Source organism: Rhodopirellula bahusiensis, assembly GCF_002727185.1.
GTDB classification, from domain to species: Bacteria; Planctomycetota; Planctomycetia; order Pirellulales; family Pirellulaceae; genus Rhodopirellula; species Rhodopirellula bahusiensis.
On record NZ_NIZW01000007.1, the window covers coordinates 105476 to 131256 of the forward strand.

13 protein-coding genes are annotated in these 25781 nt (G+C 56.1%); 6 read left to right on the forward strand and 7 right to left on the reverse strand.

The genetic code is table 11. The features are described from left to right. Nucleotides 1-70: 70 nt before the first annotated feature. From uvrA to CEE69_RS10145, 3 genes are read right to left on the reverse strand one after another with little or no spacing between them, the layout of a single operon-like run. Nucleotides 71-6706, reverse strand: coding sequence for an excinuclease ABC subunit UvrA (uvrA, locus tag CEE69_RS10135; protein WP_099260557.1), 6636 nt, complete (start codon nt 6704-6706; stop codon nt 71-73). A 53-nt stretch (nt 6707-6759) separates the two neighbouring features. Then, nucleotides 6760-7851 (reverse strand): protein arginine kinase, encoded by a 1092-nt coding sequence (locus CEE69_RS10140; protein WP_099260558.1) that lies wholly within the window; start codon nt 7849-7851, stop codon nt 6760-6762. Then, a complete protein-coding gene (locus CEE69_RS10145; protein ID WP_099260559.1) occupies nt 7851-8369 on the reverse strand; it encodes a UvrB/UvrC motif-containing protein in 519 nt (172 codons plus the stop codon). The genes CEE69_RS10140 and CEE69_RS10145 overlap by 1 nt, the downstream gene beginning before the upstream one ends. Nucleotides 8370-8503: 134 nt before the next feature. On the opposite strand from CEE69_RS10145, the gene trpE reads away from it, so the two are divergent. Both trpE and CEE69_RS10155 read left to right on the forward strand, forming a co-directional pair. Continuing rightward, on the forward strand, nt 8504-10147 hold the full coding sequence (gene trpE / locus CEE69_RS10150; protein ID WP_099260560.1) for an anthranilate synthase component I: 1644 nt from the start codon (nt 8504-8506) through the stop codon (nt 10145-10147). Between the two features lie 358 nt (nt 10148-10505). After that, nucleotides 10506-10706, forward strand: a complete 201-nt coding sequence (locus CEE69_RS10155; RefSeq protein WP_099260561.1) for a hypothetical protein — start codon at nt 10506-10508, stop codon at nt 10704-10706. A gap of 256 nt (nt 10707-10962) precedes the next feature. On the opposite strand, the gene CEE69_RS10160 is transcribed toward CEE69_RS10155, so the two are convergent. Beyond that, the gene (locus CEE69_RS10160) at nt 10963-14922 is read right to left on the reverse strand and encodes a PVC-type heme-binding CxxCH protein (protein WP_449314202.1); all 3960 of its coding nucleotides are present in this window, start codon (nt 14920-14922) and stop codon (nt 10963-10965) included. A 119-nt stretch (nt 14923-15041) separates the two neighbouring features. Then, on the reverse strand, nt 15042-16190 hold the full coding sequence (locus CEE69_RS10165; RefSeq protein ID WP_099260562.1) for a hypothetical protein: 1149 nt from the start codon (nt 16188-16190) through the stop codon (nt 15042-15044). Between the two features lie 280 nt (nt 16191-16470). On the opposite strand from CEE69_RS10165, the gene CEE69_RS10175 reads away from it, so the two are divergent. Next, nucleotides 16471-17070, forward strand: coding sequence for a hypothetical protein (locus CEE69_RS10175; RefSeq protein ID WP_099260564.1), 600 nt, complete (start codon nt 16471-16473; stop codon nt 17068-17070). An 8-nt stretch (nt 17071-17078) separates the two neighbouring features. Here CEE69_RS10175 and CEE69_RS10180 read toward each other — a convergent pair whose 3' ends face one another. Then, a complete protein-coding gene (locus CEE69_RS10180; RefSeq protein WP_099260565.1) occupies nt 17079-17387 on the reverse strand; it encodes a hypothetical protein in 309 nt (102 codons plus the stop codon). Between the two features lie 376 nt (nt 17388-17763). On the opposite strand from CEE69_RS10180, the gene CEE69_RS10185 reads away from it, so the two are divergent. From CEE69_RS10185 to CEE69_RS10195, 3 genes are all read left to right on the forward strand, one after another. Further along, nucleotides 17764-19176 carry an isoaspartyl peptidase/L-asparaginase gene (locus tag CEE69_RS10185; RefSeq protein ID WP_099260731.1) on the forward strand — a complete coding sequence of 471 codons (1413 nt, stop codon included), beginning with the start codon at nt 17764-17766 and terminating at the stop codon, nt 19174-19176. A gap of 128 nt (nt 19177-19304) precedes the next feature. Continuing rightward, the gene (locus CEE69_RS10190) at nt 19305-22412 is read left to right on the forward strand and encodes a PSD1 and planctomycete cytochrome C domain-containing protein (protein ID WP_099260566.1); all 3108 of its coding nucleotides are present in this window, start codon (nt 19305-19307) and stop codon (nt 22410-22412) included. Nucleotides 22413-22455: 43 nt separating this feature from the next. Continuing rightward, nucleotides 22456-23934: a DUF1501 domain-containing protein gene (locus tag CEE69_RS10195; RefSeq protein ID WP_099260567.1), complete on the forward strand. Its 1479-nt coding sequence runs from the start codon at nt 22456-22458 to the stop codon at nt 23932-23934. 30 nt (nt 23935-23964) lie between these two features. Here the strand turns inward: CEE69_RS10195 and CEE69_RS10200 are convergent, their stop codons facing one another. Continuing rightward, nucleotides 23965-25722 carry a sulfatase-like hydrolase/transferase gene (locus CEE69_RS10200; protein ID WP_099260568.1) on the reverse strand — a complete coding sequence of 586 codons (1758 nt, stop codon included), beginning with the start codon at nt 25720-25722 and terminating at the stop codon, nt 23965-23967. Between the last annotated feature and the right edge of the window lie 59 nt (nt 25723-25781).

Sequence of the window (25781 nt, forward strand, 5' to 3'; positions counted from 1 at the left end):
GTGGAAAGATGGGGGATTCAGAAGTACGTGACTCGGGTTTGTCGCTCAAACCCGTCGCCTCGTCAACACGTCAGGTCGAGGACCGGGTCCGATCCAAGTGCGTTTTCAAGAACGTCTTCAGCTTTCGACTGCGTGCATGATCGACGTCGGTCAAATGAAATGTCAGGGTCACGTGCTCGGCGTCACTGAGGTCCAACGTGCCCGTGTCGGAACGAGATTGAAGCACGTCCAAAGCCAGCAGCTGCTCCAGATCGATTGCGGATTGTGGACCACTCAATTTCAACCGAACACAGTCGCTCACCTTGGTTTCGACCTCCGCCCAGTGTGGCAACAGAAAGTCTTCTTCGCCCGATTCTAGCCGAACCGATACGCGGTCCGGGGCAGGGTACTCGACCGCACCAGCGCCCGCGACGTTGGACAACAGATCAAGCAAACCCTCCACCAATTCAAGCGGCCATTGCGGCGGCGAGTTCTCGGGGAACCCCTTTGGCAACGTGTGCCAACGACGCCCCAATGCTCGCCAAGGTTGCATCAACGCGGCGACCGCATCGCTGTCAGGATCGGACTCCGCCTCAACTTCCTCGAACAACATTGGCTCGGGCGAATCAACCCGCAGAACCGTTTCCGGTTCCGCGACGATTGTCTTCTTCGGCGATTGATTCGTCTTAACATTCGACACACGCCCGTTCACGACGGGTTGCCAATCCAAGACCTCGCGTGGTTCCGCCGTTCGTGCTCCCGAGAGGGCATCCGCCAAGAACGGTGCGGTCGTGGAAACCCATTCATCCGCTTCGCGATGGGCCGGATCCGCCTTTGCCGCCAAGCCTTCCGGTGTTCCGGCGAAGACAACTTGCCCACCGTGCACGCCGGCACCCGGCCCAATGTCGACCAACCAATCGCAACACTTGATGACGTCCAAGTTGTGCTCGATAACGATCACAGAATTGCCAAGCTCCACCAATCGTTGCATCACGACCAGCAACTTTTCGATGTCACCAAAGTGCAACCCGGTCGTCGGTTCGTCCAACAAGTAAATCGTGTGTCCGGTCGCTGGACGAGCCAACTCCGCCGCCAACTTGACCCGCTGAGCTTCTCCGCCCGACAACGTCGGTGCCGACTGGCCCAAGGTGACGTAGTCCAACCCGACATCACACAGCGTTTGAATCACGCGAGCGATCCGGGGATGCGAGGCAAACAACTCGACCGCTTCGCCGCATGGCATCTCCAACACATCGGCGATGGATTGGCCATGCAGTTTGACTTCCAGCACGTCTTCGTTGTAACGCCGAGCCCCACAATCATCGCAAGGCACCCAAACGTCGGGCAAAAAATGCATCTCAATCTTGCGTTGACCACTGCCTTCGCACGACTCGCAACGTCCGCCCGAGACGTTGAAGCTGAATGTTCGAGGCGTGAACCGGCGTTCGCGAGCGGCAGGCAACTCAGCAAACAAGGCTCGAATTAAATCAAACACGCCGGTGTAAGTCGCCGGGTTGCTGCTTGGCGAATTCCCCAACGGTGACTGGTCAACTTGAATGACTTTGTTGACATAACGCAGGCCATCAATGCCGTCATGCTGCCCCGGCTTCACTTTCGCCCGGTGCAATCGCCTCGCCAAAACGGGATAGACAATATCGTTGATCAACGAACTCTTGCCACTGCCGCTGGGGCCAGTGATCGCGGTCAGCACTCCTAACGGAATGTCGACGTCCACATCCTGAAGGTTGTTCTCACGAGCACCTTTGACGGACAAAAACTCCACCATCGGCTTGCCCGAATCAGACATCACTGGACGACGAACCGCAGGCAATTCAATTTGTTTTTCACCGAGCAAGTACGGCGCGGTGACCGACTCACTGGCTGGCTGAACCGCATCGGGTTTACCCTGAGCCACCACGCGACCACCGTGCCGACCCGCACGAGGTCCGAAGTCGCACAGGTAATCGCTGCCCGCAATCACATCGTGATCGTGCTCAACGACCAACAACGTGTTGCCTTGGTCGCGCAATCGATGCAGCGCCGCGAGCAGCCTGCGATTGTCTCGTGGGTGCAAACCAATCGTTGGCTCGTCCAGCACGTACAACACGCCGCACAATCCGCTGCCAAGTTGCGATGCCAAACGAATTCGTTGAGCCTCGCCGCCTGAAAGAGTTGGCGCACCACGGTGTAGGGTCAGATAATCCAGCCCCACGTCCCGCAAGAAACGAACCCGTGATTGAACTTCGCGAATCAGCTCGCCAGCGATCTTCAATTCACGACGATCCAGATCCCACGAATCGACTTCTTCGGACAATCGATCCAGCGGCATGTGCACCAGATCGCCGATCGTGAAATTTCGGAATCGAACCGCGGCCGAATCATCTCGCAAACGCGAACCGTCGCAAACCGAGCAGTCAATCTCGGCCACGAAGGCTTCCAACCGCATCCGCAATCCAGGCGTCAAACGCGACGCTTCCTCCAGTGCCGGGTAGAACCCTTTGAACTGGAACCGGAACAACACATTGCCTTCGCCAAAGTGATCACGAACCTCATCTGCTCGCTCGGTCTCTGCCGACGACTTCTCATCGGTCGTGTCACCGTGTCGGACTTCGACCCAACGCGGCCCTAAACCATGAAACAAAATGCGACGTTGCGACACCGTCAACCGATCAATCGGCTGATGAATTGGGATGCCGGTCGTTCGCGAAAGGGCTCGCAACATCCAACGACTGACCGCGTGGTCAACCGACGGCCAAAGCAAAGCCGCCCCATCAGCCAAAGTCGTTTGAGGCGTTCCCATCAAAGCCGCTGGATTGGTTCCCGTCTGGGTCCCCAAACCTTCACAACCTGGGCACCATCCGATACCGGAGTTGAACGAAAAGTGGTGCGGGGTCAACTGCGAGAACGACCGGCCGCAGGATTCACAAACTAGGTGCTGACTGTGTCGAAGCATATGCCAATCGCGTTCGGGTTGCTCCGAATCGGCAATTGCCAAATCCATCACTCCGACGCCCAATGACAACGCTTGCTCCACGCTGTCACTGATCCGGGACTGTTCCTCCGCAGAGATTTTGATTCGGTCGACGACGATTTGAACCAAATGGACTCGCCGCGGATCGAGAGCCTTCGCGTCGTCGAGCTCAACCGTCTCGCCATCAATGCGTACACGGGAATACCCCATCGCACGGTAGCTCTGCCAAGTCGCGAGCGATGCTTCGCCGGCTTGAACCTCGATCGGCGCCAGCAACAAAGCTCGCGTGCCTTCGGGCAACGCCATCACTTTGTCGATGATCTGATCGGGAGTCTGCGTTCCGACCGGCACCGCACAATCGGGGCAGTGCATTGTGCCAAGCTTGCTGTACAAAATCCGCAAGTAGTCATACACCTCGGTGACCGTTCCAACGGTACTTCGAGGCGAATGGCCAAGGTTCTTTTGCTCGAGTGCCACCGCGGGTGAAAGCCCTTCGATCCGTTCCGCTTTTGGCTTTTGCACCTGACCGATGAATTGCCGAGCGTAGCTGGACAACGACTCGACATATCGCCGCTGGCCTTCGGCATAAATCGTATCCATTGCCAGCGAACTTTTGCCGCTGCCGCTGGGACCACAGAACACCGTCATCGCGTCCCGGGGAACTTCCAAGTCGACCGATTTGAGGTTGTGCTCGCACGCACCTTCGACCACCACGTGAGTGCGTGACTTGGCCGGCGGAGCAACGATGTCACGAATCGCTTGACCGAGCTTCTTCGCTTTTCGCCGCTTGATTCCCAACACTTCCGCCAGCGCAGCACCGGTGTAACTGTCATCCACTTTCGCGACTTCAGCAGGCCGACCTTCGCCAACCACACGGCCTCCACCGGCACCGCCTTCGACACCGATGTCGATCACCCAGTCCGCAGTTTTGATCACGTCCAAGTTGTGCTCGACGATCACGATTGTATTGCCGCGATCGGCCAAACGGTTGATCACTCCCAACAGCAAATCGATGTCAGCGAAGTGCAAACCAGTCGTCGGTTCATCCAGCACATACAGCGTCCGGCCCGTGTCCCGTCGACTCAATTCTCGCGAAAGTTTGATTCGCTGGGCTTCGCCGCCGGAGAGAGTCGGTGACGGTTGGCCAAGCTTGAGATACTCCAGCCCCACATCGACCAAAGTCTGCAACTTCTCAGCGATCTTCGGAATGTTCTGGAACAAATCCAAAGCCTCCGAGATGTCCATATTCAGAACATCCGCGATCGATTTGCCTTTGAACTGAACCGACAATGTTTCGCGGTTGTAACGTTGGCCTTGGCAAACCGGGCACGTCACCCAGATATCCGCCAAAAAGTCCATTTCCAACTTGGTTGCGCCGTTGCCATCACAACCGGCGCAGCGACCACCATCCACATTGAAACTGAATCGCCCAACCGAATAACCGCGAGCCTTCGCTTCGGGCAGCTTCGCAAACAAATTGCGAATTTCATCGAACACTTTGACATACGTCGCGGGATTACTGCGAGGCGTCCGGCCAATCGGCGACTGATCAATCGCGATTGTTTTGTCGAGATGTTCCAGACCTTCGATGGCATCGTGATCGCCAATTTCCGCCTCAGCACCGTTGAGAGCGTTGCGAAGAGCGGGCTCAACAATTCCGCCGATCAACGAACTCTTGCCGCTGCCGGAGACTCCAGTCACACAGGTCACCACACCCAGCGGGATGGAGACATCAATGTCCTTCAGGTTATGAAACCGTGCCCCGCGAATGGTGAGTTGCTTCTTTGGATCAACCGGGCGTAACTTTTCACTCGGCGTGATCGCGCGAGCACCTGACAAGAAGGCTCCTGTGACGCTTTGCTTCGATCGATGCAGGTCCTCGAGCGAACCGGCCGCCACGATGTGACCGCCTTTAACCCCGGGACCAGGACCGAAATCCACGATCGTGTCAGCGGCTCGCATTGTGTCTTCATCGTGCTCGACCACGATCAACGTGTTGCCCGCGTCTCGCAGACGGGTCAACGTTGTGATCAAACGATCGTTGTCACGCGGGTGCAAACCGATCGAAGGCTCATCCAAGATATACAGCACACCCGACAAGCCCGAACCGATTTGACCGGCCAGTCGAATCCGTTGTGACTCGCCCCCGGACAACGTCGGCGCCGTTCGGCCAAGCGTTAGGTACTCCAACCCCACGCCCAGCAAGAATCCAATCCGCCCGCGAATTTCTTTGAGGGCTTCGCCAGCGATCTGGGCATCCGTTTTTGACAGCGGGATCTCGCTGAAGAACTCCATCAACGAATCGATGGAAAGGTCGCACAACTCAGGAAGCGACTTGCTCTTTGAATCGGAGAAGTCTTTCGCACCCGTCGAGATTCGAACCGCGCAGGCCTGATCGTTCAGTCGCTTTCCATGGCAATCCGGGCAGTTCATCGTGTTCATGTACTTCTCGAACTGACGCAACTGCATCTTGTTGCGACTGGTTCGATAGCGATCAAGCAACTCGGGAATGAAGCCTTCAAAGCTGCCGACGTACTTCTTCGCTTTGCGTCCGCCTCGCCAGGTGAACTGCATCGAATCATCAGCACCCCACAACCAAATGTGGCGAGCAATCTCTGGCAATTTGTCCCAACGAGTTTCCAGCATCGTGCCGGGTTCGAGTTCCAGCTCCGCGTCCATCGCATCCGCAACGCCGCGATAAATATGGCGTCGGTAACGTCCCAGGTCGCCCCACTTCCCGAGCAACGCGATCGCGCCTTTTCGAATCGACAGCGACTCATCAGGAATCAACAACTCAGGTACAAACGTGTACAGCCGGCCGATTCCATCGCAGCTGGCGCACATGCCTTGTGGGCTGTTGAAGCTGAACAACTGCGGCGTTGGTGGTCGAAAACTTCGGCCACAATTGCCGCACGAATACTTCGACGAAAACAGTTGATCGTGACGTATCGGCGGCACGTCTTCTCCGTTGGGCGGTCCCACCGAAGCGATCAAAGATGACTCGCCCAGTTTCAATGCCAACTCAACCGCTTCGACCAATCGTGGGCGTTCGATTTGGTCCGCGACAATGCGATCGATCACGACTTCCACATCGTGACGACGGGTTCGATCCAGCGGCGGTGGATCGCTCAGTCGAAACGTTTCACCATCGACTCGAGCGCGGTTGAAACCTTGCTTGCGAAGGTCTTCAAACAGGTCGCGGAACTCACCTTTCTGGCCACGGACCAACGGAGCCATCACCCACAGCGTTCCGTCTTCGATCGCCGCTTCGGTTTCAGACTCTTCGGATGAGTGGTCGTCTTGCCAGCCGTCCGCCACCAACTGGACCAGGCGACCCACGATGACATCGGCCGTCTGGGCGGCGATCTCGACATCGCATGCTGGGCAGTGGCCGGTGCCGACTCGAGCGTACAGCACCCGCAGGAAATCGTAGATCTCCGTGATCGTGCCGACAGTACTACGAGGGTTGTTGCCCGTCGATTTTTGGCTGATCGAGATCGAAGGACTCAGCCCGGTCACCAGATCGACGTCGGGTTTGGGCATTTGGCCCATGAACTGCCGAGCCGAATTGCTCAGACTTTCGACGTATCGACGCTGACCTTCGGCGTACAGCGTGTCAAACGCGAGCGAGCTTTTTCCACTTCCCGAAACGCCCGAGAAACAAATCAACTCTCCGCGCGTCAGCGTCAAATCGACGTCGCGTAAGTTGTGTTCGCGAGCGCCTTTGACGGTGATTTCCCGTTGCAACTTGTCCACTCATTGGGTCGGCGTTTGATACATCCATTCACTCAGACGCATCGTCGAGAAAGTCAGTTCAGTTCGTCGGCACGACCGCTCGGTCCGCACAAATGGCGTTGCAAGTAGCTGGCCCGCTCGACATTCCGATCGCTGGTCGTCAACACACGCCCGTGCAGCTTTTGCAGGTGGGCCGGTTGGGTGTGGATGAACAACTTGTTGATCGTTGCCAATTGCACGTCGTCGATCAGCCCCAAGTTCACTCCCATGCGAACCTTGGACAGATAGTGCATGGTTTCCTCACTGCTGATCTTTCGAGCCGTGCTGAGAATCCCGAGCGCGCGGCTGACATCGTCGTGCAAATCTTGTTGGCCTTTGTCGATTAAAAATTCGCGAGCTTTGCGTTCGTAATCGATGATCCTTGGCACGACCTCTTGGCCAACCATTTCCAGCAATTCTTTCTCGGTGTGCCCGAGCGTCACCTGGTTGCTGACCTGATAAAAATCGCCGGTGTACTGCGACCCTTCGCCGTACAAACCGCGGACGGTCACGTTGATCCGCTGCATGCTGCGGAACACCTTTTCGATTTGCTGAGTGATCACCAAACCAGGCAAATGCAGCATCACGCTGACGCGCAGGCCCGTGCCAACGTTGGTCGGGCAGGCCGTCAGGTAGCCAAACTTGTTGTGGAACGCGTACAGCACCTCGCCTTCGATCGCATCGTCGATCCGGTCGATTTGTTCCCAGGCGCTGACCAGATCTAGACCGCTGTGCATCACTTGGATACGCAGGTGGTCCTCTTCGTTGATCATCACCGAGTATTGCTCGCTGGGATCGATCGCCACGGCCCGGCTGCCTTCGGAATCCGCAATTTCTCGGCTGATGAGTTGGCGTTCGACCAAGAATTGGCGATCCACTTCGCTGAGCGTCGCGATGTCGACGTAGGGGATTTCGTCCCAATCGGGCAAATTTTCCAGCCGCGTGCGAACCTGCCGCTCAATCTTTTCGCGGTCCTCGGGACTGCATTTGCGAATGAAGGGGAATCCCGCCAAGTTGCGTGCCAGTCGAATGCGGCTGCTGATCACGATGTCAGATTCCGGGCCCGTGCCACGCAACCATTCACCGCTGTTTTTGACCAAGACCGACAAGTCGGTTTCTTCTCTCATCACGCGTTCCCTCGACGTTTTGGCTCGCCTTGGATCGCGTTGATTTGGTCTCGCAACTCGGACGCTTTTTCGTATTCTTCTCGGTCCACCGCGGCTTCCATTTCTTTTCGCAAACGGATCAAGTCCGCCTGTGAATCCGCTGTGGCGGCCGCTCGTGTCGGCCGTTTTCCGGTGTGTTCCAATGAGTCGTGAATGTTCAGCAACAACGGTTTCAGGTCAGCTTCGAAGAAATCGTAATCCAGGGGGCACCCCAACCGTCCCGAATTACGGAATTCAAAGAACGTGATCCCACACACGGGGCACTCTTTCTGGTCCAACTTCCGAAGTTCTTCCTTGGTTTGGCCCAATTGCAGTTGTTTCGCCAAAGCACCCGCGACGCTGGACACCGGTGTGGGCTCGCCTTTTTGCAACACATTGCGAGCATGCTGCTCACACAAATGCAGCACTTGCGGCCCGTCGGGTTCGGTCAATTCGGTGATGTGGAAGGTCGCCGGTTTATCGCAGTACTGGCATTTCATGTGAGTCTCGCAGGTTGGCTCGCTGATTTCGTGACACTGGCTTCCGTGGCACGATGCGGAATTCGCGACACAGAAGCGAACTTCGCGGCACGTTGGCTGTCATGGTCGGCATCACGGCTCCGTGATGACCGCCCGTGGAGGCGGACTCGTTCACGCCTTGGAATTCTATCGCTGGCCAACCCGGTTTCCAAGCCCGCCGTCGCACTTCACACTATCGAAACGTCCCCACGCGCCGAAACTTCATGCTCGGAAACCTCATGCACCAACCGCCGCTTTCGTCGTTCGAATCGCTGGCCCGTCGGTTCGACTTCGTCCCCGTCTACCGACGCCTGCTGTCTGATACGCTGACCCCCGTCACCGCGTTCATGCACCTGGACGATGGCGGCCCCGCCTTTCTGATCGAAAGCGTGATCGGCGGCGAAAAAGTCGGCCGATTCAGTTTTTTGGGCTCGCGACCTTTGGCTCGATTCACGGCCAAAGGCAACTCGGTTCGCCAAACGAACATGTCCACCGGCGAAGTCACCGAGACCCAGTGTGACGATCCCCTGGACGCATTCCGCCAACGTTTCCAAGACCGAACGGCGACCCTGGACGGGCTGCCTCCGTTCATCGGCGGAGCCATCGGGTACGCGGGTTACGACGTCGTCCGTTATGTCGAGGACTTGCCGGACACCACCGAAGATGACCGCGACCTCCCCGACCTGAACTTCGCCTTTTACCACACCCTGTGCGTCTTTGATCACGTCGACAAAACCATCACGGTGGTCTCGCTGGCCGATTGCCGCGGCATCGACGAGGACACTGACTCGGCGACAATTTCCGCCGCTCGGCAATCCGCCGCTGAGGAAGTCGACCAAACGATCAAGCGTCTGATGACCAGCCCACCGGATCTCCGCGTGGACGAAATCATCGAAGAGGACCAACGCCAACCGCTGCAGGTCGAATCGAACTTCACCCGAGAGTCGTTCTGTGACGCGGTCCGCCACTGCGTCGAGTACATTCGCGCCGGCGATATCTTCCAGGTCGTCCCCAGCCAACGACTGACAGTCAAAAGCGACGTCGATCCTTTCGCGGTTTACCGTTCGCTGCGTGTCGTCAATCCGTCGCCGTTCATGTTCTTCGTCCGCAACCCAGAATGCGTCTTGGTCGGTTGCTCGCCCGAGATCATGTGCCGGGTCAAAGACCGTGAGGTCACGGTGCGTCCGCTGGCCGGAACACGCCCCCGCGGCGCGACCGAAAAAGAAGACAAGGCTCTCGAAAAAGACTTGTTGGCCGATCCCAAGGAACGCGCCGAACACGTGATGCTGGTCGACCTGGGCCGCAACGACATCGGCCGGATCGCCGAATTCGGCACCGTGGACTTGACCGAGATCATGGTCATCGAGCGCTACAGCCACGTGATGCACATCAGCAGCGAAGTGCGAGGCAAACTGCGGGAAGGCCTGGACGCGTTTGACGCTTTGAAATCATGTTTGCCCGCGGGAACCGTTTCAGGTGCTCCCAAAGTCCGTGCGATGCAGGTCATCGACGAAATCGAACCGCATCGTCGCGGCCCGTATGGCGGCGCAGTCGGGTACATCGACTACCGAGGCAACATGGACACATGCTTGGCGCTCCGCACGATCGTGCATCACAACGGGGCGTATCATGTGCAAGCCGGTTGCGGAGTCGTCGCCGACAGCAACCCCGACTCGGAATACGAAGAAACCCTCAACAAGGCCCGCGCCCTGATCGCCGCCATCGAGTGGACCATCGCCCGAGAATCCCGCAATGCCTGAGTCGGCGTCCACTCACACTTTCAGTGACATAGGCCATCGGCCCGAAAACTCACCCGGACTTCCCCCATCGCAACTGCCCCCTTGCCATCGTCAATGAATCTTTTGTCACTGGGTAGCTGCAATCAGGCTCACGATCTTGGTTGGCCCCAGCTACCGCTGCCCGCTTCAACCTTCTCTGCAAACGTCCAGTCGGACAGCCTTGGTTGAGTTGATGTCGTGTCGTCAGTCGATGCTGTCCCGAGGCTTGAACTCACGTGAGTCTCGTGAGCCTGCTATGCTGTGACATCGGTCGACAATCGGCCATCACCTGAGGAGGAAGGACTCCCGTTTTTTCGAGCTATCAGTCGAGCAAATCGCCATGGCGAAGAACCATCTTACGTTGCAGCATAGCGAAGGCATCATTGTCCAAGCGGCTGCTCAGATCTACTCGGGCTATCTAGCCAGTGGACGCGTCGGCGAAGACGACAATGCACACTGGATGCGACAGTCCATCAAAGAAGCGATCGCGATTGCCAAGGGAGTCGATGACGCCGTCATCAGCGATCGCGAAGTGAACTGAGACAAATCGCCTGCGGACAGAGCGATCACCCAAAACGAACTCTAAATCGGGATCCACCGAAACGTTCACCAACATGGATTCTTCGGTTGATTGTCGTCGACAATCAGTCGGCACCATAAACGTTCCAGACAGCCTGCAAGGTCTTCACGGGCACTATCTGACAAGCCGTTGACGCCCCAATGCTTCGACCGTCCTGGGAGCGTGAATCGAACGTTCGCACTCGCCACCAGGATCGATCGGCCACATCAACGCGAGCTCATTTCTTCCGGACTTCGATGATGTACTTCAACAAGTCGTTGAACTCTTTGCGGTTCTTCATCTGCCGCATCAAGTTCTCGGGCATCAACGACACCTTCGACTCGATCACATCCTCGACGTCGTCCTGCGAAATCGTGATTGGCTCCGGCTGAGCGAGATTGCGCAATACCATCTCGTCGTCGTTTTCACTCACACGAATGCCAGTGAGGATCTGACCGTCAACCGTCAGCACGCTCACCTGCGCGTATTCCTTGTCGATCAACTTCGACGGGCGGAGCAGGGCATCGACCAGTTCTTCGTTCGTGCGTTTGGTCGTTGCCTTTTCCAGATCCGGGCCCATTCGAACGGTGCCCGCTGGTGGCGAGTGACACGCGAAGCAAGCTGCCGATGATTCGTGGAACAGCCGTTTGCCACGTTGGAAATTACCCTTCGCCAATGCCACCTGAGCGAGCTTCGCAGGCGAAGCGGCCAGCAACTCCTCTTCAAGCGTCTCGTTCGAGAACACTTCCACCTCAGGTGCCGCGTCCTCATCCATCAATTCCTTTTCCAGCGGATGCAGCTCGAGAATTTCCTCCGGCTTGTAGAACGTCGTCCGGTCCTTGGTCTCTTCGCGAACGTGTGAAACGGACTCAGGACTGACAACCGAGGCTTCATTCCCCCAGGTGTTCCGCACGAAGGTCAGAACTGCGGCCATTTCATCGTCCTTCAACAAGGATCGGAACGCAGTCATCGGTGGCACGCCGCGGGCGGGGTCATAAGTCTTCCCAGCCACGGTCATTTTGCCCCACACACCGTGCAGAGCCATTTTGATCAACCGATCTTCACTTCCGTTGACCCAAGGACTACCGACCAATGGCGGGTAGACATTCGGAGTGCCCTTGCCGTGAGTCATGTGACAGGTCGCACAGTGCGATTCACGTTGATAGATCGTCGCTCCCAACTCGTACGTCTTTTGGTCGGCTGGGCTGAGGTGCTTGGGTGGATCGTATTCCACCAATTCAATTTCCGCAGGAGCAGCGAACTCGCTTCCGCCGGTCGTGTCGACCTTTTCCCAAAAGTGCCGAACCGTCTCAGCAGCGACAACAGCGTGCCGAACATCCGACTCCAACAATTGATTCAGCAACGCTTGGTTCTTGACGCCATTTCGTTGGTGCAACCAAAGTGCTTCCAACAGATGATGAGCTTCCGTTTCATCATTGGGATCAAAGCTGGCCATCCATTTTTGCGTCGCTGCGATGACTTGATCGGAATCATGCTTGGTGAGTTCAATCCGAGTCCGATGCCGAACGCCGTTGACGGGATGCTTGAGATTTTCAAGCAAAGCTTCAATCGGTTGCCCCGCGATTTTGACAGGTTTTTGCAAGGGGCGGTCCTTGACTGTCAATCGAAAAATCCGGCCGTGGGCGTGGTCGCGATTGGGGTCGCGAATGTTGTGCTGCATGTGGCCGATGATGGCGTTGTGCCAATCGGAGACATACAGAGCACCGTCTTCGCCGACCACAGCATCAGTGGGACGGAAATTCCGGTCATCGCTATTGAAGAGTTCTAGCCCCGGCGTTCCCCACACTTCGCCGAACGCTCGAGTCTTGTTCTCTTGGTCGGTAGAGGCGATTTTGACATTTACCGACGCCACGACATCTTTGCCGCGGAAGAACTCAATCTTGCCGTTGTTGAATCGGTCCTCAAACCCTTTTCGATTCCAGATTTTGAATTCAGAAACCTGCACCGGCGACGGGAAGTCACCTCGCATCCACGGGTCTTTTTGTGGCGAGGTGTGAGCAAAGTTTCCTTTGTCACCGTCGACGAGTCGCTGCACGGGATAGGCTCCGTTGCCGTATTCGCTCGACTGCTCCAGTTTGGCTGTCTTGGCGATGTTTCGACCGTCGCTGATGATCTCCACCTCAGACAAATTCATCTGCTGCCGTCCGTTCACACTGAGCCGGAACCCAGTGATCTCATTGTTCTTCAATGCGGGGTGGTTCACCTCAATCAGACGGCCACCTTGCGTGATCTCGACATTAGCTGGCTGCCCTGACGACTCTTCGGCAATGTCATCCTCCTCGACCTCACCTTCTCGGTCGAGCTTGTATTGCTTGACTCCCAAAAAACCGATCGTGTTGCAGATCAAAATGTCGTCCTGAAGCTCTTCCGGAAAATGCTCCGATGACAAAATGGCATTAGCCGCCACCGGACGAAACTCCTTGTCCAGCAAGGTGTGCATCTTAAAGCCGTTGCCTTCGGGTCGGACTTGATAGCAACGTCCGCCGGTACCATCGCTGGCATAGCAGTACCCCCAACGGTCAAAGCTGGTGCCATGCGGATTGGGTGAGTTGCCCGCGTGCGGGGTGATCGCAAACGTTCGCGGGTCAAAGCGATACATGCCCGATGCCCCGATGTTGAGGTTCTGCTTCCAGGGCGTCTCGTGATTGTGGACGAGAAAGATCCCACTTTGCCAATAGATCCCGCCGTCGGGACCGTAGATCAAATTGTTGGCCGCATGGTGAGTGTCGGAAGTACCAAGTCCCTGCAGGATGGGATACCGAACATCGGCCTTGTCATCCCCATCGGTGTCCTTCAAGAACAGCAAATCCGGGCCTGAGGTGACAACCACGCCGCCGTTCCAAAACTCGAACCCGAGAGGGTTATGAACGTGAGCAAAGATCTTGCGGACATCGGCCTGGCCGTCGTTGTCAGTGTCCTCCAAAATCATCAAGGAGTCATTCATCTCCTTGCCCGGTTCCCACTTGGGGTAAGTGTTCCAACTCGCAACCCACAGGCGTCCCTTCGCGTCGACTTGCATTTGAACAGGGTTGGCCAAGTCGGGAAACTGAACTTCCGATGCAAAGACGTTGAGTTCATAACCCTCGGGCACATTGATTTTGGCCATCGACTCCTCTGGGCTCAGGTACTCGATGCTGCCCTCTTTCTCGGCACTGGAGCTGGCACTGCCTCCGCCGATGTTCGAGGTCACCTCAACCGGCGGCGGCACATTACTGTCGTCCGCTTGCAAGGTTCGTCCATCAGCGGCTGCCCAAATCACCTGATCGCGATTGGCGGTCATCACGTCGAGCATCACCAATTCGTGCTTCAACACGTCTGCGTTGCTTTGTCCATCCACAAAAGTCAACGTAGAACGGCTGCCCCAAATGTCATTGCCATCAGTCGCCCGGTAACGGTTGTGCCAATGCCAGTTTTTATCTTTGACCGCGTCATACAGAAGATCCAATTCTGCATCCGCAGCGGGCTCGTCATCAAGCAACGCCCGCGAAATGATTCCGGCAAGCTTTTTGTACCCGGCTGCGTTGAGGTGAACGCCGTTGAGCGTGAGTTGCTCGGAACTCGATTGAAACAATTGGAAGGTTGGCGAAAACAAATCGACAAAGGTCACACCGGTTTCCTCGGCCGCTTCACGAGTCGCCTCGGCATAGGCCGCCAAATTTGCATTCAATTCCGTGCCATCGGGCAGGTTCGGATCGCCAGTGTTTTCGTAGGCAATCGGGCTGAACAAGACAAAACGCAAGTCCTCGCCAGCGTCCTTTCGAGCCTGCGTGTAACGCTGCACCAGTTGGATCAATTCGTCGCAATACGCCTCGGCTTTCTCCGGCCCAGCAAACGACTCATTGAAACCATAGAAAGAGAAGACAACATCGGGAGCCACATGTTTCAAATACTCGATGTCATTGGTGAAACCCTTGTTCCTCGGCCGCTGATTGACTTTGTCACCCGAAAAACTCATGTTTCGAAAACTGACGTCGAGTCCCTTCAATTGTTGTTGAAGGAAGGTTTCGACCCAAGGGTCGTGTTGCATCCGATCGGACAGTCCGTTGCCGTAGATGGCGACCACATCATTGGGCTGGAACTCAAAAGCCTCCTCAGCGCCGGCTTGCGGCATCAGGCTGGCCAAAATGCCGCCGCATAAAAGGAAGACTGTCAGGATGAGTCGTGGCATAATTCTCATTCTCGGTTGTCGGCTCTTGGTGTGTAATTTCGGTGTGGCTATCAACGGTCAGTCACCAGATCAAAACGAAGTATCGTAGCGTGAAGCGAAGGAAGATGCACGACGATTCCAAGTTCGGTCTACTCCGGCAAGTCATTCACAAGCGGGCTGAGTTTCTGAACGACAGGTTGATCGTTTGTGGCATCAAGGATTTCGATCGCGGTTCTGATGTGCCCCCTACCGATCTTCTCTTGATTGACAGCGTATGTGCTGACAGTGAAACCAGTTTTGTCCTTCGCCTCTTGCGTGTGCCTGATCTCACGACGACTCCAGTCACACTCCCGAAGTAGATTTCCAGGAGAACCTTTCATTCGAACCGAATACTCGGCTCTCGCATTGTTAGCGACCGATCTCTGCTGTGTCAGCGTTTCCCAAACAGCCTTGGGCTGGTCTCGTTCAACTGCGATCCGCACTCTCGCATCACAAATGTCAAAGCACTGTGATGCGATCAACCATCTGCGCAAGTTCATTCGACCAGCCACCATTTCTTCCAGCCTGCTTCGCTGATTCATCTCCTGCTCCATCAGCACCGTTTGAACCAGACAACCTCGCCCCAGCATTATCAACTGACTCATGATCTTGCTGGGATCGCTCGCTAGCCTGGATTCGCTTCCAAGGTTCCGCTCCACCTCAAGCAACACCGCTTCAAGTGCTTCAATGCTCTTTGAATTCCTGGACTGATGCTTCGCAATGGCGAGGTGCGTGTACGCAACGCATCGAAGAAGCCCCTCGACCGACTCACCTTCACGAAACCCACTTTTTAGCGCATCGCTTTCACGTTGGCTCAGTCCACTCACCTTGGCAAGAGTGAGGTCACCAACGGCCCGGCAGAGGCCCCGCATCTGCGGGTTCAATAACTCGCGTTTTTGCGGATCACTTTCCGAGTCCATTCGACGCAGCAAAACTTCCAACTCAGTCAGTTTGCTAGATCGTTGCCGAAATTCCTTGATCAGCTTCGCGAAGAGAACGGGTCCCTGATTTCCACCAGGCCATCCAGTTGAGTATCGCGCTGCAGGAGCGGTGTTGGTGATGAAGACCGAAAACGCTTGATCGTATTCTCGAATCAGAGGCTCCGGCACAGGGCGTCCTGATTTCCGTGCTGCGTCAACCTGTTCCTGCAACTGAGCAAAGTTTCCCGTGCCATTTGCATCCTCTTCGGCGAGAACTCTTGGCGTCTCGACAGCACCAACGACGCACAGAGCAATGAGAATTGGGAAGAACAGTCGCATCGGAACACTCCTCAAGCCGGAAAGATTCGGTGTAGTGTCGAGTGTAGTTCGTTTGACTCCGTCACTGGACTTCGATCGCAGCAGACTTGCCCCCGCGTTCCGAATAATCGTTCGAAATCACACGCGTGGCCATCCGCACGAGAATTCTTGCTGATTCTCGTATTGACCCGATCTCGCGGCGCGATTGTTGGTGCAAAGATCTCTTCGTGTGGCGGATAGTTGTCGGTATGCGACACCGCTTCTTCGAAAATCACCGCCAAGTGAACCGGGAGTGGAACGCATGAAGACAGCAAGTGTGGACACGGCAAAGAACGATCCTGCGTTGCACCAACTCCTCGAATCGTGCAACACGATTCAATCGTCGGTCCACGAGTCAGGAACGATCGCGATCTCTCGCGGTGAAGCAGGTCCGCTTCGATGGCACGAATCCTGCGACAAGAAAATTGCAATCGCTCGAGACGTTCTTCTATTCCGCATCACCCTGCAGATGCCACAAACCGAAGATGAACGCGACGTCGTGCAAGTGGTGCTGTCACGAAGCTACAGTTCCAACCTGATGTTCGATCAGATTCTGTCGACCCACATCGATGGCAAGCCTGCACGTCCGACAAACCAGTCCATGCACCGAATCCTCGACCTGCACTTCAATGCCATCCACAGCGGATCAACCGTCGTGGTCGAGTACCAAATGCGAGTCGACTGCAACGCTGAACCATCGCTGGTCGCGGTCGATGATCTCAACGTCCTTTGGTCGTATCGCTCGCTGAGCAAACACGAAACGCTTCGCAAAGCTCACAAAGCATCACACGAGATCTCGGCTCCTCACGGCGTTGTTTCCGCCAGCAACTCGGCCCACGTGAAGTCGTCGGTCTTGGCATAGAGCTTCGCTCAGCGTCGCGGGATGTCTTCGTCAACATTGACCGACGCCAGGGTATACGCCTCCTCGAATCGCCCCTGCTCGCGCAGTCGTGCGGCGATGCGTTCTGCTCGAGCGGCCCTCTTCGCTTCGGCCCGAGCCAATCGTTGCGGTCGCATGTCCGCCTCATACTGCATCGCAGCGAACCGCTGTCGTTGCGAATTCTCATAGGCCAAGCTGGCGATCCGACGCAGGGTCGCAAGACGCTGTTGCTGGTACTGCATCGCCATTGAATTGGCCTGCGGGTAACCATTCGAAACCAGCGGATTCTGCGAATACATTGAATTACTCGCGAATGAAGTCGGACTGCCGGATGGTGAACCGCCCCCTCCAGACCTGCACTGGGCAACCACCTCGTTGCTGGAGAAAGCAGCCGACAACAGAGCCGCCGCGATCAGGAAAGAGACTCGTTGGTAATTCATTGTGCACCTCAGCGTGTTGTCGAAGAAAGAGAAAGCAACGGACGCGATTCGCAGTCACGCGACCTCACTTCTTTCAAGGACCAACTTTCTGCCGAATTGTCACACAGTATCGGTTTCTGCCTGATTTCCCTTATCATTCCTACCTGTTTCGTGCCATCCACTTCGGTCGCCTTCGGAAGAGGGACACGATTTCGAAATTCAGTTCGTTGCGTTGAAGACGGTTGAGGTCTGTTCCATGAAGTTCAATGTGACGCTGCTTGTTGCAGCCATTGTGTTCGCTCAGCTTGACGCCCATTCCATCCATAGCGAAGAGCCAGCCATGAAACCAACTTGGGCCATCGTGATTCATGGTGGAGCGGGCAGCTCTCCCACTCAACTCGGTGAGGAATCCAGCCAAAAGAGAACCGCGGGATTGCAACACGCGTTGCAGACAGGTCGCGACCTGTTGGCTGACGGCGGAACCGCCATGGACACTGTCGAAGCCGTCATCCGCACCTTGGAAGACAATCCGGTTTTCAACGCTGGTCGCGGTTCTGTTTTAACAAACGACGGACACGTGGAAATGGACGCTTCGGTGATGGATGGCAAGACACTCGGGTGTGGCGCCGTTGCTGGCGTGACCAAGGTCAAGAATCCAATCTCGCTTGCTCGCCGGGTGATGACAAACACGAAACACGTGCTGCTCGTCGGTCCCGGTGCCGATGAGTTTGCAGAAACACAGCAAGTGCCGCTCGTCGATCCGGCATACTTTCTCTCCCAACGCGATGGCGATGACGCAGCGAACATTGCTTCCGCCAATCAGGAGGAAGACGAATCCCACTTTGGAACGGTCGGCTGCGTGGTGCTGGATTCGCATGGGAACCTGGCCGCAGGAACCAGCACCGGTGGCACCGCCCAAAAGCTGCCCGGACGAGTTGGCGATTCACCGATCGTCGGTGCAGGCACGTACGCCGCCAATGGCTTGTGCGCCGTTTCCGGCACTGGTGTTGGCGAAGAGTACATTCGAAACAGCGTCGCCTATGACATCGCAGCACAAATGCGTTACGCGAGCAAATCGCTCGAGTCATCCGTCACGGAGATCATGCAGAATCGTCTTCAACCTGGCATCGGTGGATTGATCGCCGTTTCACAAACCGGCGAGATCGTGATGCAGCACAACACACCTGGAATGAGCTGCGCTGCAGCCGACAGCACCGGACGATTCGAGACGCACTTGATCCTCGATAACGGCGGAGCCCCAGCGGACACAACGGACCAAACAAACTCACCCGAGTCGGAAATCACGGCTCTGATTCAACAGCAAGCCAGCGACTGGAACGCAGGCGACGTCGACGCGTTCATGAATGTCTACTGGAAGAGCGACCAGCTCACGTTCTCATCCGGAGGCGACGTGACTCGAGGTTTCGATGCGACGATGCAGCGATACAAGAAACGCTATCCCACTTCGAAAGAAATGGGAAAGCTCACGTTCACGGAGCTCGAATTCTTGCCACTCGGCGACGCTGCCATGCAAGTCCTGGGAGTCTGGAAACTCGAACGAGACGAACCGATGGGCGGCCGATTCACGCTCGTGTTCCAGCGTTTTCCGGAGGGCTGGCGAATCGTCCACGATCACACTTCCAAGTTCCCTGATCCATCGCCTCAATGATGAACCAACGGGCATCGCAGCGATCGAGACGACGGACGAATCAGCCTTCGTTCGTTTCCGACCGCCCCGCGTGCTAAACTCTCCCGTCATGGATCACCGCATTTCAATCCTCTTTGATCGTGACGAGCATGGATTTCTGTTTCGGAAAGGGCCTCTCTTCCAGCGTGTGTTGGTTGACGCTGGCTTTGGTCATTGCCGCTGCATCAGATTCCCTGGCGGTTGATTTCAACCGAGACATTCGCCCGATTCTCTCGGAAAACTGCTTCCATTGTCACGGACCGGACGCCGCCTCACGAGAAGCCGATCTGCGGATCGACACACAGGACGGTTCGCGTCAAGAACTTTCCGGAACCGCGGCGATCGTCCCGCACCAGCCCGAGCAAAGTGAACTGATTGATCGGATCTTTTCCGAGGATCCCGATTTGCGGATGCCCCCGGCTGACTCCAAACGCAAACTATCAGCCCACCAGAAATCGCTCCTGCAGCAATGGATTGCGGAGGGCGGCGAGTACGAACAGCACTGGGCGTTCATTGCTCCGACTCGGCCTGTTGTTCCCACCCCAGATCGAGTCGCTTGGTCATCGCATCCGGTGGACCGTTTCGTTTGGGATCGCTTGCAAGCCCGCGGCCTCCATCCATCACAACGCGCCGACCGACGGACACTGATTCGCCGAGTCTCACTCGACCTCACGGGTCTGCCTCCCACGCCGGACCAAGTCGACTCGTTTATCAACGATCCCGATTGGAACGCCTACGAAAAATTGGTGGATCGGTTGCTGGCTGCAGAGCAATTTGGCGAACGCTGGGCCAGACCTTGGCTGGACTTGGCCCGCTATGCCGATTCGAACGGATTCCAAGCCGATCAATTGCGAGACAGTTGGGCGTATCGCGACTGGGTGATCAAGGCGTTGAACGACGACATGCCGTTTGATCAGTTCACAATCGAACAACTCGCCGGCGACTTGTTGCCGGACGCAACGATCGATCAAAAGATCGCTACGGGATTTCATCGGACCGTCACCTGCAACGTCGAAGCCGGTGTCCATCCAGAAGAAAACCGCGTGAACCAGGTGGTTGATCGAGTCAACGCGACCGCCACCGCATGGTTGGGAATGACCATTGAATGTGCCCAGTGTCACGATCACAAATACGATCCGGTCAGCCAGGAAGAGTACTACAAGCTCTTCGCGTTTTTCAACAACACACCGATGGAGGTCGAAAACCCAAGTGGCAAAGGCGTGTCCTTTGACTTCTGGGGCCCCAAGATGGACTTGCCTCTTTCTCCCGAACAAGCAACCACCCAAAGCCATCTGCAGGCCGAAATCGCTTCGCTCCAAACAAAACGAGAAGCCGTTCTGAAAGCAGGTGATTGGATGGGCTGGACGAAACGACTTCGAACGGCACTCGACACACCGCCTCAGTGGCAAACACTGCCGATCGCTTCCGTTGAAACGACCGGCGGAGAAGACTTCGAAATCCTGGATGACCAATCGATCTTGTTCCAGGGCAGGCTGCCCGACACGACTGTTTACGAGATCACCTGCAGTGAAATTCCAGCGGATGTTGTCGGATGGAAGGTCGAAGCCCTGACGCATCCTGAACTCCCTGGAACCGGCCCAGGTCGCGGTGATGCCGTGCGATCCAATTTCATTCTGAGTGAATTGGAGGTGGCGGTTGTCTCACAGGACGGCACCGCAAACTCCCCCATGACACTTCACTCACCATCCGCCGACTACTCTCAACCCAATTGGCCAGTCGCCAACGCGATTGACGGTGATCCGAAAACAGGGTGGGCGATTGGACAGAAGTTCCAACAATCTCACTGGGCGCAGTTTCTGCTCGAAGAGCCGCTCGGTTCCAATCCCGATGCCACGTTGCGATTTCGATTGGAACAAAACTACGGAAGAGGCCGAACGATCGGTCGCGTGCGTCTCTCGGCACTGTGTGGCGATGCGATCGCATTCGATGTCCCCGAAGAAGTGGCAGCAGCGGCAAAGAAACAACCGGAGGACCGATCACCGAGCGAACAAACGAAGCTTCAAAACCACTTCGAAGCATCCAATCCCAAGGCTCGTTCGCTGCAACGACGCATTCAAAAACTGACCAAGCAACTCAATGCGATCCAGCCTGACACCACGCTTGTCATGGTGGAATTGGAAAAGCAACGGGAAACGTTTTTGATGCAACGCGGCGACTACTTGTCACCAGATATCAAAGTCGCGGCGGGGACACCGATGGCTCTCCATCGAATGAACGAGAACCTTCCGAAGAATCGCTTGGGTCTGGCCAATTGGCTGGTGGATCCTTCGAATCCGCTAACCGCTCGGGTGACAGTCAACCGCTGGTGGGCTCAGTTGTTCGGTCATGGAATTGTCAGCACGCTGGAAGACTTTGGCACTCAGTCGTCGCCTCCAACGCATCCGGATTTGCTCGACTGGTTGGCCGTTGAATTGGTTGAATCAGGTTGGTCCATGAAGCACGTCCTGAAGACGATTGTGACCTCCGAAACCTACATGCAAGATTCCAAAGTCTCGGCGGAACAAATCGAAGCGGATCCCGCGAACAAATGGTACGCCCGGGGACCACGCTTTCGCATGTCAGCGGAAATGATTCGCGACAATGCCTTGGCCGTCAGCGGTTTGCTCTCAACCAAGATGCATGGTCCTCCCATCATGCCCTACCAACCCAAAGGAATCTGGCGCCAAGTCGGCCGGAACGAACCCAAATGGGTCGCGGCAACCGACCAAGACCGCTACCGACGTGGCATCTATGTGATTTGGCGACGTGCTGCACCCTATCCCAGCTTTGTGAATTTCGATGGACCGGACCGAAGCTCTTGCGTCGTCGGCCGGCCGAGAACCAACACTCCGCTACAAGCCCTGACGTTGCTCAACGATCCCGCCTACGTGGAAATGGCTCTCGGGCTCGCAATTCGAATCCTACGTGAACACCCAAACGCGGACGAAGCCCAACGACTTTCAGGAGCGTTCCAAATCGTGTTGGCACGACAGCCGGACGAACAAGAATCCTCCCGTCTGTTGGCGTTTTATCGCGAGCGAAAAGCACACCTCCAAGCTCATCCCCAAGAAGCCCGGCAACTCGTCCGTGGGAATTCGTTCCCCATGCCCGACAACCCGTTGTCGCTCACCTCGTCTTCAACCGACATCGAACTGTCCGCTTGGTTCTATGTTGCCAACGTCTTGCTGAATCTGGACGAGACAATCACGAAGGACTGAAGCCACTCCGCAAGTCCCCCCTTCTTCAAAACAAACGTCGACGATGCCTCCTTACCAATCGAAACAACCGTTCGAGGATGCCGCCGCAGCAACGGTTGCCAACGCAACTCGCCGGCAACTCTTTCAACGCACCGGCATGGGACTCGGTGGATTCGCACTGACGTCCCTGTTTCAAGCCGAACAAAATCGTGCCTTCGGGCAAGAGCAGACGGGTCGCGTCCTCGGAACCCATCATCCTGCACGAGCCAAGAGTGTGATCTACATCCACATGGTCGGTGCCCCGTCACACCTGGATCTGTTCGACCACAAACCCGTTCTGCAAGAGCGTTCAGGACAACTGTGCCCGGATGAATTCTTCAACGGAAAGCAACTGGCGTTCATTCGCGAACAACCCAAGTTGTTTGGCACTCCAACGGATCAAGCTTTCCAGTTCCAACGCTGCGGAGAATCAGGGGCAGAAATTTCGAATCTGATGCCAAACCTGCAGTCGGTTGCAGACGAATTGTGTTTCATCAAAACGCTTCACACTGACCAATTCAATCACGCGCCGGCACAAATGTTCTTGCTCAGCGGCTTTGAACGCTTTGGTCGGCCCAGCATCGGGTCTTGGGTGAGTTACGGAATCGGAAGTGAGAACAAAAATCTGCCGGACTTTGTCACCCTGATCACGGGACAAGTTTTAGGAGCAGGCAACAGTGCCTGGGGCAGTGGATTTTTACCAACGGTTCATCAGGGGATTGAGTTTCGTAGCCAAGGCGATCCAGTCCTCTTCTTATCCAACCCCGAGGGCATGCAACCGTCTGACCGTCGAAAGGTTGTCGATGCCGTCAAAGATCTCAACGCATTGCGTTTGGATGACGTTGGTGACCCGGAAATCTCGACTCGCATCAGCCAGTACGAGATGGCGTATCGGATGCAAACCTCCGTGCCCGAGTTGATGAACATTGACGATGAAACGGCCGAGGTTCATCAGATGTATGGCACAAAACCCGGCAAAACGAGCTTCGCCAACAACTGCTTGCTCGCCCGACGTCTGGTCGAACGCGGAGTGCGTTTTGTTCAACTGTTCGATCAAGGATGGGATCACCACGGCAACATCGTGAATCGCTTGTCAGCGAAAACGAAAGAGGTCGACCAACCCATCGCGGCGTTGATCAAAGATCTCAAACAACGAGGGATGCTGGACGACACGCTCGTGGTCTGGGCCGCTGAATTTGGTCGAACCCCAATGGCACAAGCGAGCAACGGCGGCGGCACGCCGACGAAAGTCGGGCGAGATCACCACAAAGAAGCTTTCACCATTTGGATGGCAGGCGGAGGCACGAAGAGCGGACACACCCACGGAATGACCGACGAACTGGGCTATGGGATCGCAGAAGATGGAGTGCATGTTCACGACCTGAACGCCACCATCCTGCATCTGCTCGGGATCGATCATGAGCGGCTGACATTCCGCTACCAAGGACGCCAGTTTCGACTCACCGACGTGCACGGAAACGTTGTCAACGACATCATCAGTTGACATCTTGCCACGATCGCCCGGCGCATCGCGTCATTCGGCGGGCTGTCGGGTGATGGTGAGTCCGTTCAATTCAATCATGACGCCGTCCTGGTCGGCTCGGTGCAAAGCCAGTGTTGAGGAACCAGCGGCAAGGTCAACGACTCCGATTGAGTGCTGCTGAAACGTCAGCATCCGTCGCGGAGTCGCCTTGGAATCCAAATCGGGCCGAACAACGCTTTCCATCGCGAATCGCGGAAGATTGGTGGTGACTTCTTGGTTGCCCGTCGTCAGCACGACCGCTGCCGAATCCGAATCGCAAACGTAGTGGATCACGATTTCGTATCGGCCAGCGTCCTTCACGAGGATCGGCCAACGGATCCGATCCTGCGTTGACGCCCAGCGATCGACCCAACTGTGTGCCCATGAAATTTCGTCGGCAAACCCGACTCCTCCTTCGAGCTTGGCATCCACGGCGGGCACAAAGACCGAACGCATCGGTTCAATGGGAACAGGCCGTACCGCCGTGATACTGGGTGTGATCTCCTGCACATATTCTTGGATCTGTGATCGCAACTGCTTCGTCAATTCCGGATGACTCGACGCGACATCGGTGGTTTGGCCGGGGTCGGTCGTCATGTCAAACAATGCCGCCTTGGACTTCTCGATCGTCAATCGATGAGTGTTGGTTCGCACCGCCGCCTTGCCAAACTTCTGCAATTGCAACTGGTTGGGTCGATAGGTCAGGATCGAGCGGTCGTCGAGCTCGGCATCGGATCCATCGCGAATCAATTTGGCCAAGCTTCTTCCGTCCAGAGGCTTTTCCGTTGTCATAGGAATGTCACACCACTGAGCCAGCGTTGGCAGCAGATCAACGTGCGCCGCAATTTGAGAGATCGTCTGCGGCTCAATCTTTCCCGGCCAGCGAATGAAACATGGCACGCGACAGCCTCCTTCATGAACACTGCCTTTGGCGCCACGCATTCCACCGTTGAAGCGTTTTCCGTTGGGCCCGTTGTCTGTCAAAAACACAACGATGGTTTCCTCGTTCAACGAATGATCGGCAAGGCACTTCAACAATCGAGAAACATTGGTGTCGATGTTTTGCACCATCGCGTACACGGCCGCTGTTTTCTCGTCGATCGTGCCGTCGTTGTACTGATCGAACAATTCTTGTGGCACCTGAAAGGGACCGTGCGGCGCGTTAAACGGCACACAACAAAAGAACGGATGATCGTGATGGACGTTGACAAATTCGATCGCCGCGTCCGTCAAAACATCGGTGATGTATCCCTCGGTTTGCACCGGCGTGCCGTTTCGCTCCAGCAACGCGTCGTCGTAAAGATTGAAATGCCCGCCACAGAACCCAAAGAATTCATCGAAACCTTGTCCATTGGGGTGCAGCGGCATCTGAGCGCCATTGTGCCACTTCCCAAAGCAGCCTGTCGCGTAGCCAGCCGCCTGGAACATCTCCGCAAGTGTCGTTTCCTCATCCCGCATCACTTCACGGCGTCCCGTGACCCCGGCGACTCCGGTGCGTTCCGGATAACGCCCGGTCAACAAGGCGGCTCGCGTCGGAGCACACACGGGGGAAACATAAAAACGATCCAGTCGTGCACTTTGGTTTGCCAGAGCGTCCAACGTTGGCGTTGAGATTTTCGAATTCCCATGCGACGCAAGATCACCCCATCCCTGATCGTCCGTCAAAATCAAAAGGACGTTCGGGTGTTCCACGGTCTCAGCCTGAACCGCCCCGACGACAAGCATCTTCGAAAGCAACAACGCGATGGTGCAAAAAACGATCTTCGTCATTCGGATCCTCGGTGGGTCGAGAGAGGTGGGAGCACAATGTTAGACTTGCGAACAAAACA

What these genes read in the sequence shown, in the direction of transcription:
- CEE69_RS10195 (WP_099260567.1), top strand. Translation starts at nt 22,456, where the DNA reads ATGCCTCCTTACCAATCGAAACAACCGTTCGAGGATGCCGCCGCAGCA.
- CEE69_RS10200 (WP_099260568.1), bottom strand. Translation starts at nt 25,722, where the DNA reads ATGACGAAGATCGTTTTTTGCACCATCGCGTTGTTGCTTTCGAAGATG.
- CEE69_RS10160 (WP_449314202.1), bottom strand. Translation starts at nt 14,922, where the DNA reads ATGAGAATTATGCCACGACTCATCCTGACAGTCTTCCTTTTATGCGGC.
- CEE69_RS10140 (WP_099260558.1), bottom strand. Translation starts at nt 7,851, where the DNA reads ATGAGAGAAGAAACCGACTTGTCGGTCTTGGTCAAAAACAGCGGTGAA.
- CEE69_RS10180 (WP_099260565.1), bottom strand. Translation starts at nt 17,387, where the DNA reads ATGTATTCGCAGAATCCGCTGGTTTCGAATGGTTACCCGCAGGCCAAT.
- CEE69_RS10185 (WP_099260731.1), top strand. Translation starts at nt 17,764, where the DNA reads ATGAAGTTCAATGTGACGCTGCTTGTTGCAGCCATTGTGTTCGCTCAG.
- CEE69_RS10175 (WP_099260564.1), top strand. Translation starts at nt 16,471, where the DNA reads ATGAAGACAGCAAGTGTGGACACGGCAAAGAACGATCCTGCGTTGCAC.
- CEE69_RS10165 (WP_099260562.1), bottom strand. Translation starts at nt 16,190, where the DNA reads ATGCGACTGTTCTTCCCAATTCTCATTGCTCTGTGCGTCGTTGGTGCT.
- CEE69_RS10145 (WP_099260559.1), bottom strand. Translation starts at nt 8,369, where the DNA reads ATGAAATGCCAGTACTGCGATAAACCGGCGACCTTCCACATCACCGAA.
- CEE69_RS10190 (WP_099260566.1), top strand. Translation starts at nt 19,305, where the DNA reads ATGGATTTCTGTTTCGGAAAGGGCCTCTCTTCCAGCGTGTGTTGGTTG.
- CEE69_RS10155 (WP_099260561.1), top strand. Translation starts at nt 10,506, where the DNA reads ATGGCGAAGAACCATCTTACGTTGCAGCATAGCGAAGGCATCATTGTC.